At 63.5% G+C, this 13632-nt stretch carries 13 protein-coding genes; 4 read left to right on the plus strand and 9 right to left on the minus strand.

Going from position 1 to position 13632, the window contains the following annotated elements; genetic code table 11:
• The first annotated feature begins 133 nt into the window (after positions 1-133).
• Positions 134-1036 carry a LysR family transcriptional regulator gene (locus BN1124_RS11055; protein ID WP_042641859.1) on the plus strand — a complete coding sequence of 301 codons (903 nt, stop codon included), beginning with the start codon at positions 134-136 and terminating at the stop codon, positions 1034-1036.
• A gap of 63 nt (positions 1037-1099) precedes the next feature.
• Here BN1124_RS11055 and BN1124_RS11060 read toward each other — a convergent pair whose 3' ends face one another.
• The gene (locus tag BN1124_RS11060; protein WP_042641861.1) at positions 1100-1534 is read right to left on the minus strand and encodes a hypothetical protein; all 435 of its coding nucleotides are present in this window, start codon (positions 1532-1534) and stop codon (positions 1100-1102) included.
• A 66-nt stretch (positions 1535-1600) separates the two neighbouring features.
• On the opposite strand from BN1124_RS11060, the gene BN1124_RS11065 reads away from it, so the two are divergent.
• On the plus strand, positions 1601-3331 hold the full coding sequence (locus BN1124_RS11065; protein ID WP_042641864.1) for a formate--tetrahydrofolate ligase: 1731 nt from the start codon (positions 1601-1603) through the stop codon (positions 3329-3331).
• Positions 3332-3407: 76 nt separating this feature from the next.
• Here BN1124_RS11065 and BN1124_RS11070 read toward each other — a convergent pair whose 3' ends face one another.
• The gene (locus BN1124_RS11070; RefSeq protein WP_042641865.1) at positions 3408-5057 is read right to left on the minus strand and encodes a methyl-accepting chemotaxis protein; all 1650 of its coding nucleotides are present in this window, start codon (positions 5055-5057) and stop codon (positions 3408-3410) included.
• A gap of 301 nt (positions 5058-5358) precedes the next feature.
• Positions 5359-6015, minus strand: coding sequence for a GTP cyclohydrolase I FolE (gene folE, locus BN1124_RS11075; RefSeq protein ID WP_042641867.1), 657 nt, complete (start codon positions 6013-6015; stop codon positions 5359-5361).
• Between the two features lie 322 nt (positions 6016-6337).
• On the opposite strand from folE, the gene moeA reads away from it, so the two are divergent.
• Together moeA and moeB are read left to right on the plus strand one after the other, a co-directional pair.
• Positions 6338-7564 (plus strand): molybdopterin molybdotransferase MoeA, encoded by a 1227-nt coding sequence (gene moeA, locus BN1124_RS11080; RefSeq protein WP_042642349.1) that lies wholly within the window; start codon positions 6338-6340, stop codon positions 7562-7564.
• Entirely contained in the window at positions 7561-8316 is a 756-nt protein-coding gene (gene moeB / locus BN1124_RS11085; protein WP_042641869.1) for a molybdopterin-synthase adenylyltransferase MoeB, read from the plus strand. Before moeA ends, moeB begins: the two co-directional genes overlap by 4 nt.
• A 78-nt stretch (positions 8317-8394) precedes the next feature.
• On the opposite strand, the gene BN1124_RS11090 is transcribed toward moeB, so the two are convergent.
• From BN1124_RS11090 to modB, 6 genes are all read right to left on the minus strand, one after another.
• Entirely contained in the window at positions 8395-9210 is an 816-nt protein-coding gene (locus BN1124_RS11090) for a hypothetical protein (protein ID WP_231553634.1), read from the minus strand.
• Complete coding sequence (gene parM, locus BN1124_RS11095; protein ID WP_231553635.1) at positions 9203-10246, minus strand: plasmid segregation protein ParM domain-containing protein; 1044 nt, start codon at positions 10244-10246, stop codon at positions 9203-9205. The genes BN1124_RS11090 and parM overlap by 8 nt, the downstream gene beginning before the upstream one ends.
• Before the next feature lie 111 nt (positions 10247-10357).
• Entirely contained in the window at positions 10358-11137 is a 780-nt protein-coding gene (locus BN1124_RS11100; RefSeq protein WP_042641873.1) for an alpha/beta fold hydrolase, read from the minus strand.
• An 80-nt stretch (positions 11138-11217) separates the two neighbouring features.
• Positions 11218-12273: a molybdenum ABC transporter ATP-binding protein gene (gene modC / locus BN1124_RS11105; RefSeq protein ID WP_042641875.1), complete on the minus strand. Its 1056-nt coding sequence runs from the start codon at positions 12271-12273 to the stop codon at positions 11218-11220.
• Positions 12274-12295: 22 nt separating this feature from the next.
• On the minus strand, positions 12296-12925 hold the full coding sequence (locus tag BN1124_RS11110) for a YdeI/OmpD-associated family protein (RefSeq protein WP_197066205.1): 630 nt from the start codon (positions 12923-12925) through the stop codon (positions 12296-12298).
• Positions 12918-13598, minus strand: coding sequence for a molybdate ABC transporter permease subunit (gene modB, locus BN1124_RS11115; protein WP_042641876.1), 681 nt, complete (start codon positions 13596-13598; stop codon positions 12918-12920). The genes BN1124_RS11110 and modB overlap by 8 nt, the downstream gene beginning before the upstream one ends.
• Positions 13599-13632 lie beyond the last annotated feature (34 nt).

The following is a 13632-nucleotide window of genomic DNA, read 5'->3' on the forward strand; positions in this document are numbered from 1 at the left end:
TCCATTTTCCTTCATTTATTCATTGAGAAGCCATAACTGTAGACAGGATGTTAACCTCACGAGTGGTGATAGATAATTACCGTTATATTAAAATGATTATCATCTGACAGTAGAAAGTGAGGAGAGGAATGTAATGGATCAGATAGCCGCCATGCGCACCTTCATCAAGGTGGTGGAGTGTCAAAGCTTCACCAAGGCCGCCCATCAGCTCGGCATCTCGGTCGCCATGACCTCCAAGCTGATGCAGCAGCTCGAGGAGTCCCTGTCGACCCGGCTGCTGTCGCGCACCACCCGCCAGGTCAACCCGACCGAGGCGGGCCAGTTCTACTACCAGCGCTCCCAGGCGCTGCTCGCCGAGCTGGAGGAGACCCACAGCCAGCTCACCCGCAACAACCAGCAACCTCAGGGCACCCTCAAGCTGTCGGTGCCCATGGACTTTGGCTACCTGCACCTCTCCCCCGCCCTGCCGCTGTTTCGCGAGCGCTTCCCCGAGCTCAAGCTGGAGATCGAATACAGCGATCGGCGGGTGGCACTGGTGGAAGAGGGCTTCGATCTGGCGCTGCGCATCGGCAACCTGCCGGACTCCTCCCTGGTGGCCAAGCCGCTGGCCATGATGAAGCTGGTGGTGTGTGCCAGCCCCACCTATCTGGCCCGCCGGGGCAGCCCCAAGACGCCTGAGGATCTCAAGCAGCACGACTGCCTCATCTACACCCTGACCCAGCCGGACTGGGTGTTCAAACGGGATGGGGAGCAGCTGAGCGTGCGCCCGCAAGGGCCGCTGCGTGCCAACAACGGGGTGGCCCTGACCCGGGCCGCCTGCGACCATCAGGGCATCATATTGCAGCCCACCTTTATCGTCGGGGACGCGCTGCGCTCCGGGGCCCTGGTGCCGCTGTTACCGGAATGGGAGAAGGGGCAGGTGGGGCTCTATGCGCTCTACCCGCACCGCCGCTTCGTCTCGGCCAAGGTGCGCTGCTTCATCGAGTTCGTGCAGGAGCGCTACCTCGCCCCTCATTACTGGGATCGAGAGGTCTGACAGGCCAGATTGCGGCGATTAGATGAAAGGGCCCCACTCCCCTATGATGGGCGGGGCAGATGCTCAGAGCTTGGCTTGGGGGTCCGTCTGGGAGGGCGTCTCGGGCCGTGGCAGTTCGGCCACCAGCAGCAGTTCGGTCATCGTCAGCTGCCAGCGTGGCAGGCGCCGCCGCAGGGTGGCGAGCTGCGCCTCACTCAGGGCGTAGGGCAGCATGATGTGCAGGCAGTGGCAGTCCAGCATGGCTGCCAGTTGCAGCGTCAGGGTGAGGTTGGCCTCCTCGGTCTTGTGCTTGTTGATGCGCTTGCCGAGCTCCTGGCGAAAATGGGTCTCGGGATCCTGGGTCATCGCCTGCCAGCCATAGCCAAACAGCGGGATCAGGGTGCTGACGATGCCAAGGGCGGTCAGCGGCCGCTTGGGGGGGTGATAGAGGGCGTTGAGATCCAGCAGGACAGGGCTTTGATGGGGCTCACGACTACCGGATAAAATAGCATTACTCATTGGATAACCTTGTTGATTCCTCTAGACTTCGCCGCAGTTTTAACCAGACATGCCAACGAGGTGCTGATGCTAAGCGATATCGAGATCTCCCGCCAGTCCCCCCGCCTGCACATCGACGAACTGGCCCGGCGCCTTCGCATCCCGGCCGCCCTGCTCAGCCCCCGTGGCCATCACAAGGGCAAACTCAGCCTGGCGCTGCTCAAGGAACCGCCGCAGAAGCGCGGCAAGCTGGTGCTGGTGAGCGCCATCACCCCCACCCCGCTCGGCGAGGGCAAGACGGTCACCACCCTCGGGCTCTCCATGGGGCTCAACCACATAGGCCAGTCCAGCATCGCCACCATACGCCAGCCGAGCCTGGGGCCCGTGTTCGGGGTCAAGGGAGGCGCCGCCGGGGGCGGTCACGCCCAGGTGGTGCCGATGGAGGAGATGAACCTGCACCTGACCGGGGACTTCCACGCCCTCAGCGCCGCCCACAACCTGGCCGCCGCGGCGCTGGATGCCCGCCTGTTCCACGAGCATAAACTCGGCGATCAGTTCAGCGCCAGGACAGGCCTGCCGCGCCTCGACATAGACCCGGCCAACATCCTCTGGCCACGCACCCTCGACATCAACGACCGCGCCCTGCGCCACCTCAGTATCGGCCAGGGTGGCCCGAGCGACGGGGTAGAGCGCCAAGATCGCTTCGTCATCACCGCCGCCTCCGAGCTGATGGCCATACTGGCGCTGGCAAGCGATCTCAGAGATCTGCGCGAGCGCATCGGCCGCATCCAGCTCGCGCTGGATCTGCACGGCCAGCCCATCACCGCCGAACAGCTCGAAGTGGCGGGCGCCATGACGGTGCTGCTCAAAGACGCGCTGCAGCCGACCCTGATGCAGACCACGGAGCAGACCCCGGTGCTGGTCCACGCCGGCCCCTTCGCCAACATCGCCCACGGCAACTCCTCGGTCATCGCCGATCGCATGGCGCTCGGCCTCACAGACTATGTGGTGACCGAGGCGGGCTTTGGCTCCGACATGGGGCTGGAGAAGTTCTTCAACATCAAGCACCGCCAGTCCGGCATCACCCCCTCCTGCGTGGTGCTGGTGGCCACTGTGCGCAGCCTCAAGGCCAACAGCGGCCTGCTCGACATTCGCCCCGGCCAGCCCTTGCCCCCGAGCCTCGGGGAAGAAGATCTGCCGACCCTGCGCCAGGGCTGCGCCAACCTCGCCTGGCACATCAAGAACGCCCGCCGCTACGGGGTGCCCGTGGTGGTGGCCATCAACCGCTTCCCAAGTGACAGTCAGGCCGAGCTGACCCTGCTGGCGGACGAGGCGCGCCGCGCCGGTGCCTGCGGCGTCGCCCTCTCGGAGGCCTTCACCCAAGGGGGCGCCGGGGCAAGCGAGCTGGCTCGCGCCGTGGTCGAAGCCTGTGGGCAACCGAGCGAGATCAAGCTGCTCTACCCGGACGCCATCAGCCTGACAGCCAAGCTCGCCACCCTGGTGGAGTGCGGCTATGGCGGCCGCGGCGTCCTGCTCTCAGACAAGGCCAAGGGCCAGCTCGCGGCGCTCGCCAAGGCGGGCTGGGATCACCTGCCCATCTGCGTGGCCAAGACCCCGCTGTCGCTGAGCCACGATCCCGCCCTCAAGGGGGTGCCTACGGATTTCGAGGTGCCCATCGAGGAGGTGAGGCTGTGCGCCGGCGCCGGCTTCGTCTACGCCCTGGCGGGCCCCATCATGACCATGCCGGGCCTTGGCAGTCTGCCCGCCTACCGTCATATCGATATCGATGACGACGGCGAGATTATCGGACTGAGCTGAGCAGCAAACCCGCCAGAAACGACAAGGCCCCGCCAATGGACGGGGCCTTCTGCTATCTGCAACGCAACGATGCGACTTAGAGCGTAAAGCGCTGGGTCATATGGTGCAGCGAGGTCGCCAGCTTGCTCAGCTCGATGCAGGCCTGGGCGGTCTGCTGGGCGCCCTGCGCATTCTCGTCCGCGGCGTTGTGAATGTTGACTATGCTGCGGTTGAGCTCCTCGGTCACCGCGTTCTGCTCCTCGGTGGCGGTGGCGATCAGGGTATTCATGTCGCTGATCTGGGTGACGGCACCGTTGATGCTGTCGATGCTGTTGCCCGCCTCCCGCGCCAACCCGACGCTGTTTTGCATCTGCTGGCGGCTCAGTTGCATGGCGCTGCCCGCCTCGGCGGTGCGCTCCTGCAGCACCTCGATCATCTTGCTGATCTCGGCGGTGGAGTTCTGGGTGCGCTGGGCCAGTGAACGCACCTCGTCGGCGACGACCGCGAAACCACGGCCCTGCTCACCGGCGCGCGCCGCCTCGATGGCCGCGTTGAGCGCCAGCAGATTGGTCTGCTCGGCGATGCCGCGAATAACGTCAAGCACCATGCTGATGTTGGTGCTGTCCTGCTCCAGCTGCTGCACCACGCCACCCGCCTGCTCGATCTGCTGGGACACCTGCTCGATGCTGGTGATGGCGCGACCCACCACCTTGTGCCCCTCGCTCGAGGTGTGGGAGGCGGCCTTGGCGGCGCTCATGGCGTCCGTGGTGTTGCGGGCCACCTCATTGACGGTGGACTGCATCTCGTTCATGGCGGTGGCCACCTGGGAGACCTCGCTCTGCTGGCTGGCCATGCCCTTGGCGGACTGCTCGGAGATGGCGCTCACCTCCTCCACCGCGCTGCTGAGCTGGCTCACCGAGCCCGCTATCTCGCTCACCAGATCCGCCAGGGAGCCCTGCATGCGATCGATGGCGGTGCCGAGCTGGCCCAGTTCGTCGCGCTTGAAGCGGTTGCCCCGGATCCACTCCTGCAGCTCGCCCTTGCCGAGATCGCCGCTGGCGATGCGCTGGGTCTGGCGAGCCAGCATCACCAAGGGATCCCGGATCTGACGGGTCAGCACGGTGGAGAGCACGGCCACCAGCCCCAGTCCCAACAGCAGGGAGATGATGATGCTCAGCTTGGCGCTGTCAAAGGCGGCCACCACGGCGGCACGGGAGTTGATGGAATAGCCGTGGTTGATCTGGATGAGATCCGCCACCGACTTGGCTAGGCCGGTGTAGAGGGTGATCCCCTCCGTCATGAACAGGCGCTGGGCCTCGGCCATCTGATCCGAGTCTTGCATCTGTCTGATGCGCTGGTGCAGGGCGACGTATTTCCCCCAATCCACCTTGACGGTGTCGAAGGTACGGCGCTCCTCCACGTCCTCCGCCCAGATGGTGGCGTCGTGGGCCGCTATCTGGCGCTCGGCCTCGCGCAGGCTCTGCTCGCTGGCATCGCGGTAATGGGCTTTCTGTTGGGGATCGTCCGCCACCAGGAACACATCCAGCTCATAGCGGCGCAGGGCATTGATGGTCTCACCCAGGGTGCTGGTGCGAACGACGGCAGGCAAGATGCTGTCGGTGAAGCCGGTGGCGGCCCGGTTCATGTTGCCAAACTGCAGCAGCGAGAAGCCGCCGATAAAGGCCATCATCAGGCCGAGCACCGCAAAGCCTGCGGTGAGTTTCTTACCTATGGTCATGGTATTCATGGCATGTCCTGCAATGGGTGAGCGAGTGGTATTCGTCTGTGCTGTGCCTTCCTGGCACGGGGCACCATAGCTGCCATCCATTGCAGTATTTCAAGCCTCCCGGGCACCACGCCCTGTGAGTCCCGGCCCGTCACATCAGGGCCATAGAGCCGATGCCGGATCCCAGATGGACACCAAAGGACCATGGGCCGGCATGAAGAGCTGTATCGGCCAGTGCAGTCACGGCTTTAACACTTTTCTGAGGAAATCTTGAGGGGGCAGTACGGGGATAAACGGCGGGGGCATGGGCGCCCCCCCGTTGTCAGCCTTTCAGGCCGCCGAGGAACTCGGCGCGGGTGTCCGGCTGGGTCTTGAAGACACCACCGAGGGAGGTGGTGGTGGTATAGGAGGTGGAGTCCATCACGCCGCGGGCCTTCACGCAGAAGTGGGTCGCCTTGATGCTGATGGCCACGTCACGAGTGCCGAGCAGGGTCTGCAACGCCAGCAGGATCTGCTGGGTGAGCCGCTCCTGCACCTGGGGCCGGCGGGCGAAGAACTGCACTATGCGATTGATCTTGGAGAGCCCTATCACCTTGCCGCGGGGGATGTAGGCCACGTGGGCCAGCCCGTCTATGGTGACGAAGTGGTGCTCGCAGGTGCTGGTGAGACTGATGTCCCGCACCATGATCATCTCGTCCACCTTCATCTTGTTCTCGATCACCGTCACCTTGGGGAAGGTGCTGTAGTCGAGGCCGGAGAAGATCTCGTTCACGTACATCTTGGCGATGCGGTGCGGCGTCTCGGTCAGACTGTCATCCGTCAAGTCCAGCCCCAGCGTCTCCATGATGGCGCGCATGTGGCCTTCGATCTTCTCTCTCTTCTGCTGGCCGTTCAGTTCATTGGCCACCAGCGGTGTCTCCAGGCCCTGGGCCTCGAGGGCGGCCCTGACCAACAGGGCTTCCTGACTTAAGCTCGTCATCTTGTTTCTCTCCCACGCTCAGGGACTGTGATGGCCACCGTACCGGTGACGGCACTCTGCGGTGCGCACCCGTTCAGGACGGTAATAGTACAGGGCGATTATTGTCATAATTCGGACTAACTCAAGCCCGACACCTGACTTTATGTCAAACCGTCCTGTTTTACCCTCGATCCACCCTGCCCATACGGGGGGAGTTGGACGAGATAATGTCACCTTTCATCCCCTCATTCCCGCTCGCCACGCATTCCTGTGCGGTGAACCTGCCCATGGCGCGGTTTTTTTGGGATAATCCGCCCTCTACCACACCAAAGAGGTCATGAAGATGGGATTCGACACTGGCGCACTGCTCCCCTTGAACGAGGCCCTGCAAGGGATGCTGGACCAACTCGCCTGCAACTGCGACACCGAGCAGTTGCCGCTGCCCCAGGCGCTGGATCGGATCCTGGCGGAAGATATCGCCTCCCCCCTCTCGGTGCCCCCCTTCGATAACTCCGCCATGGACGGTTACGCCGTGCGTCTGGCCGATCTCGCCACCGGTACCCCGCTCAAGGTGGCGGGCAAGGCCTTCGCCGGTCAGCCCTATGAGGGAGAGTGGCCCGCCGGCCACTGCATCCGCATCATGACGGGGGCCCCGGTTCCCGCCGGCACAGAGGCTGTCATCATGCAGGAGGAGGCCGAGCTCGAAGGGGAGCTGGTGCGCTTTATCAGCCAGCCCAGACCCGGCCAGAACATCCGCCGCCGCGGTGAAGACATGGCTGAGGGCTCGCAGGTGCTGGCCTCCGGCCTGCGTCTGAGCCCCCGCGAGTTGCCGCTGCTGGCCTCCTTGGGCATCGCCACCGTCACCGTGCGCCGTCCGCTCAAAGTCGCCATCTTCAGCACCGGCGATGAACTCAAGCCAGTGGGCACGCCCCTTGCTCACGGCGACATCTACGACTCCAACCGCTACGGGGTCAAGGCCATGCTGGCGCGCCTCGGCATCGATTGTCTGGACCTTGGCATCATCCCGGACGATCCCGCGCAACTGCGTGCCGCCTTCATCCAGGCAGACAGTGAAGCCGATGCCCTGATCACCACGGGCGGCGTCTCGGTCGGCGAGGCAGACTTCACCAAGCAGTTGCTCGAAGAGCTCGGTGAAATCGGCTTCTGGAAACTCGCCATCAAGCCGGGCAAGCCGTTCGCCTTCGGCCGCCTGCCCAACGCCTGGTTCTTCGGCCTGCCGGGCAACCCGGTCTCCGCCATGGTCACCTTCGATCAGCTGGTGCGCCCGGCCCTGGCCAAGCTCGCCGGCCAGACTTTCATACCGCCACTGCGGATCGGCGCCGTCGCGAGCGAACCCTTGAAAAAAGCGCCGGGCCGGCTGGACTTCCAGCGCGGCATCTTGAGCGCGGGCCCGAACGGCCTCGAGGTGCGCAGCACAGGCTCTCAGGACTCCGGGGTGTTCAGCTCCCTCTCCAAAGCGAACTGCTACATAGTGCTGGAACAAGAGCGCGGCAGGGTGGCGGCGGGGGACACCGTCACCGTCGAGCCCTTCGCGGGGCTGCTGCTGTGAGCGAGATCCTCTCGGACGCGGAGCTGCTGCGCTACAACCGCCAGATCATCCTGAAATCCTTCGACTTCGAGGGACAGGAGGCGCTCAAGCAGGCTCATGTGCTGGTGATAGGTGCCGGCGGCCTTGGCTGCGCCGCCGCCCAGTATCTGGCGGTGGCTGGGGTCGGGCGGCTGACCCTGGTGGATTTCGACAAGGTGGAGCTATCCAACCTGCAGCGCCAGGTGCTGCACAACGACGGGCGCATCGGTCAGTACAAGGTGGACTCCGCCGCCGAGTCCCTGCGTGCCCTCAACCCCTGGCTGAAAGTGGAAACTCACGCCGCCGTCGCGGACGAGGCGCTGCTCGATGCCCTGTTGCCGAGCCACCGGCTGGTGCTCGACTGCACCGACAACGTAGTCATCCGCAACCTGCTCAACCAGAAGGCCAGACGGCATAAGGTGCCGCTGGTCTCCGGCGCCGCCATCCGGCTGGAGGGGCAGCTGTGCAGCTTCACCTGGCAGGAGAGTGAGCCCTGCTACGCCTGCCTGAGCTCGCTGTTTGGGGAGCAATCCCTCACCTGCGTCGAGGCCGGCGTGCTGGCCCCCATGGTGGGGCTGGTGGGCAGCCTGCAGGCGCTGGAAGCCATCAAGCTGCTGGCCAGCATGGGCAAAACCTACAGCGGCCGGCTGCTGATGATCGACGGCCTTGGCGGCGGATTTCGCGAGTTGAAGCTGCCCAAGCGCCCCGACTGCCCGGTCTGCTCACATCCCTGAGCACGCATTCTCATCAATAAGTTGCGCCCAATAAAAAGCCGAACCCAGGAGTTCGGCTTTTTATTGATGACGAGATGCTTAGAAGATCCCCTTCGCCTTGACCTTCTTCATGTTGGCCACTTGGCTCGAGAGATCCTCGATCAGCGGCTCGGCACTCGACTCATCCCCGACCTGTCGGCCCGGCTGGCTGGCCAATCGCTGGATCAGCCGATGCTGCTCACGAATGAGTTTGGATTGCTCCTCCAGCTGGCGAGAGAGCAGCGCCAGGCTGTTCTGCAGTGGCGCCAGATCCGTCTCAACCCCCATCGCAGGCAGCTTGCCTGCGATGGCGTCCGCCAGCTGATCGTGATCCAGCGCCCCTGGCAATCCCTGGCGTAGCTCATCCCAGAGTTCGGTGGGTTGCTGCTCACCAAGGCGGCTCACTATCTCATCCACCAACTGGTCCGACGCCGGCATGGCCTGAGGCTGGCTCAGGCGTTGCACTATTTCTTCCAGTATCTGGGCACTGTTGTCCTGACCCAACTGGGGAGCCAACCTGGCCACTATCTGATCGATCATGGCGTCGGTCAGAGCCGGGGCATCACTTCCCTGCCCCAGATCGAAGCCGCAGCTGGCGAAGGCATGGCGCAGGGTGGCCAGGCTCACCTGCTCCGGGCCGAAGGCATTGGCCACCGCCTTGCACAGGCTGGGGGCCAGCACGTACATGAACATGCCGGACAGGTAGATGTCCTTGTGGAAGCGGCTCTTGGAGAAATCGAACTCCTCGACCCCGTCCTGGATCTTGCGGGCCCTTTGATACCAGCTCTGCAATACCCCAGCCGCATAGCGGTCAGACTCCAGCGCACCCGGATCCATGTAGATGGAGAAGGTCATGCGCTTGAGCTGACTACTCATCGTCAACCCCGGCCATCACGGCCGCTTCCCGATACACCTCTTCTTCCTCCGTGGTGTAGAGGCAAATCTCCCGGGCCAGAGCAGACTGGGCGTCTTCCAACAGCTCGACCCGCTCACCCAGGGTCGGATAGGCGCTCTTGATCGCCTCAACGATGAGGGAGGCGCCACCACCGACTAGATAGACCCGGTTCGGGTTCTTGGCGAACTTCTTCGCCTCGTGGGCCACCTGGGAACCCAGCTCGTCGATCTTGTTCTGCATCTTCTCGAGGATGCGCGGGATCTGGCTCTCGTCATTGACCACGTCGCGCACGAAGCTCATGTCGTGACGACGCTTGATGAACTCGTTCGCCACCAGGTAGCTGGAGTCGCTGTCTGCCGCCGCCAGGGCCTTGCGGGTGGCGTCAGTCACCATGGAGACGCCGATCTCGTTGTTGCCATACACATCGGAGACATCGTCAAACTCACCGACGATGATCCCCATGTCCAGGGTGGTGCCACCGCAGTCGATCACCAGGGTCTTGGTGAACTCGTTGCAACCGGAGCCAACCAGACGGGACAGGGCTGCGGGCAGGCTTTCCGGCATCACCTCGACGCTGACGATGTTGAACAGCTCACCTTTGTTCAGGGAGATGGCACGCATCAGGTTGCGGCGCTTCTTCTCAATCTTCTCTTCGTTGCGCTGACAGTCATCCGGGTTGTAGAACTCGGTGATGGGCAGGGTGACGGTAATGGCCACATCCCCCGGGGTGACGCCGGTCTGCAACAGGGCATGATGCACGGACAGCAGGTTCAGGTCGTCGTACTGGTACTCCACATGGGTCGTCGCCAGGGACTTGTCCGAGGTGGCGTCATAGGTGTACTTGGTGTTGCCTATCTCGTAGTTGTAGATCTTCTTGTCCTTGCGCAAGGCGGCGCTCTTCCAGTCTTTACGGAAAGAGTTGGGAGAGATGATGGTCTTGAGCACCTTGTTCTCGATCCAGCTCACCTTGACGTTGGTCGAACCATCATCGATGGCCATTTTTATTACTTCAGACATGAGGAAAACCCTGTTGATAGAGCGAAATGGGTCCGATTGCCTTGCCTTATGCCCTTGGCAAGGCGATCGGACCAATCCATACACGGTGAATAAGGCTAAGGGGCGACAAGTTTAATGAGTTTCTAAAATCCGGTGAAGCAAATGATTGAATCCGGCGGGATCTTCCGCCGGCCAGGCGTGATGACCTGGGGGGGTGTGGATGCTGGCGTTGGGAAGGGCAGCGAATTGTTCTACCCGTTTGGCCAGCGGCAGATAGTCCTGGGTGGTGGAGATGATGGCGACCGGCTGCACTATCTGGCCGAGACGGGCGCGGGCCGACCAGCCGGGCAGGCCATCGAGCAGGGCCCGATAGGTCTTCTTCTTGTTGCTGCGCACGAAGCGCTGGCGGAAAGTGGCGCGTACCTGGGCGAGCTCGGGGCCGGGGAACAGCTCGCGGCCGAGCCACCAGGCGAGCGGGCGCATGCCGAACCAGCGCAGCCATTTAAGGCGCATGGCATGGCGCTCCTGATCCTTGGGGGTCTCCAGCAGGAACTCGCTGAAGCCGTTGACCAGCACCAGCCCGCGCACCTTGTGCGGCAATTGCAGGGCCAGCTCCAGCGCCACCATGGCCCCCAGCGACAAGCCCACTATCCAGGCGGGTTCAGGCTGTTCGTCGAGCCAGCGCGCCACGTCACCGGCCAAGGTGCCGACGTCGAAGGGGCCTTCCTGCAGGCTCTGGCCGTGGCCGCGCAGATCCAGCGCCACCACCCGGTAGTGTTCGCTGAAGCGCTCTATCTGCGCCTGCCAGTCGAGGCTAGAGGAGCCGAGCCCGTGCAGCAGCAACAGCAGGGGGCCTTCTCCTGCACTGCGCAGGGCCAGCCCGTGGGATTTCATTACCTGATTACGACGCACGGATCTCTTCCTCTCGACTCCTGCCTGCCTCAACATCCGCCCCTGACGGCTTGCGCGCCAGATCCCGGAGCCGGTGCTCGTTACCCCTCGCCCACCAGGCTGACGGCCTTGATATAGGCGAAGAGCCGCTGTCCTGGCATCAGCGCAAGCCGTGCGGCGGAGCGGCTGGTGATCCGGGCCAGCAGTATCTGCTGCCCCAGCGTCAACTGCAACAGGGTTTGCCCCGGCCTCAGCTCACGCACCTCGAGCAGACGGGTCTCGAGGCAGTTCGAGAGGCTGGAATGCTCTATGGGGGCGGTCGCTATCACCACATCCCGCCCCGCCACCTTGATCTGCAGGGGACCGGTCTCGTCGGGAGCATGCTCCATGGTGACCATCAGCAGCTGATCCCCGAGCTGCAGGCTCGCCATCTGCGAGGCCGCATCGTAGTGGGACAGGCTCGTCTCCAGCATGACGCCGGCATCGTCGCGACTGGCCAGGGAGAGGTCGGTGCGGGCGAAGATCTCGCTCGGCCGACCTTGGGCCTCCACCTTGCCGCCGGCCAGCAACACCAGCTGATCGCACAGCAGGCTCACCTCCTCCATGGCGTGGCTGACGAAGATCATCGGCATGCCGCTCTCACGCTGCAACCCCTTGAGCACATGGGCCTGCTGAATGCGGCTGCGTCTGTCCAGCGCCGAGAAGGGTTCATCGAGCAGCAGCAAGTCCGGCTCGGCCAGCAGGGCCCGCCCCAGCGCCACCCGCTGGCGCTGGCCACCGGAGAGACCGTGGGCCGGCTGGCTCAGCAACTCGGCAAAGCCGAGCCGCTGGGCCAACTCCTCTGGCTGCCAGCGCCCCCTGCCCTTCTTGGCCGCCAGCCGCAAGTTGGCAAGCACCGTCAGGTGAGGGAAGAGCCGCGAGTCCTGAAACACCAGCCCGATACGGCGCTGCTCAGGCAACAGGCCGGCCATCTCCCGCGCCTGCCAGCACAGGCGATCCTGCGGTTGGCGATCCAGCCCCGCCATGATCCGCAGCAGGGTGCTCTTGCCGCAGCCCGAGGGGCCGAACAGCCCGAGTATGCCGCTAAGGGGCAGTGCCAGATCGCAATCGAGTTCGAATCCGCCAAACTGGCGGTACACCTGCAACGAGAGGGTCATCACCGACTTTATCTCCATGGATTCAGGCCACTGATGGCGTGGCCGAGGATGGTAAGGTGCTGGCCACTATCTCTGCCACCCTCTTCGCCCGGGTTTCCGCCTTTTTAGCCTGAAGCAGACGCATCAGCAGCGCTTTTTTCGCCGATTTGCTGAGCGCCTCGAACCACTCAGCCGCACCGTGCTGGCTGGCAAACGCCTGCGCCAGATCGGCCGGGATGAGCAACGCCTCTACCTCGTCCAAGCTATTCCAACTGCCGTTACCCTTGGCCAGTTCAATGACCCTGAGCCCCTCGGGGCTGATAAGGGCGTGCTCAGCCAGCCTCGTGACCTTCTCCTTGTTGATGCTGGACCAGGTGCTGGCGGGTTTCCTCCTGCTGAACAACTGCATGTAACGATCCCCATCCAGGCTCTTCTTGGTGCTGTCTATCCAACCAAAGCAGAGTGCTTCATCGACGGCCTGCGACCAGCTCAGCGAGGGCTTGTTCGATGCCTTCTTGTAGTAAATGAGCCAGATCTGCTCTCTTTCGAGGTGGTGTCGGTGCAGCCACTCCCGCCACTGTGCCTGACTGGCAGGACAGACTGTTTCGTACTGCTGTGATGCATTCTGCATTGCGATGAACATATCCTCTCGATGAAACTCGTCCTCAGCCAAACAGCCTCCGTTGCCTGCGCTGCAATACCCCATAGACCAGCACCAGCATGACGAGGGAGAAGCCCATCAGGCCACCGGCCAGATAGTGGGCGCTCTGGTAATCCATGGTTTCCACGTGATCGAACAGGGCGATGGAGAGCACCTGGGTTTCCCCCGGGATGTTACCGCCTATCATCAGCACCACCCCGAATTCCCCCAGGGTGTGGGCAAAGCCCAGGGCCGCCGCCATCACGAAGCTCGGCAGCGTCATCGGCAAGATGATGTGAAAGAAGCGCTCTAAGGGCCCGAGCCCCAGGGTCGCGGCCGCTTCCAGCTCCTTGTTGCCCATGTTGACGAAGGCGGAGGTAAGGGGCTGCACCACGAAGGGCAGGGAGTAGATGACGGAGGCGAACAGCAGGCCGAGGAAACTGAAGGCGAGCGGTGCACCGAAGGTATCCCGCCACCAGGCGCCGAAGCCGTATGTGGGGGAGAAGGCGAGCAGCAGATAGAAGCCGAGCACGGTCGGCGGAAGCACCAGGGGCAGCGCCACCAGCGCCTCCACCACGGGTCTGAGCCTGTGCTGGCTGCGCGACAACCACCAGGCGAGCGGCGGCGACAGCAGCAGGAGTATGCCGGTAGTGCTGGCGGCCAGTTTCAGGGTCAGCCAGACGGCGAGCAGATCCCCTTCACTCATAGAGTCTCCTCTTCGGTTCTGGTGAAAAATAGGA

This window comes from Aeromonas eucrenophila, from assembly GCF_000819865.1.
Classification (GTDB): domain Bacteria; phylum Pseudomonadota; class Gammaproteobacteria; order Enterobacterales; family Aeromonadaceae; genus Aeromonas; species Aeromonas eucrenophila.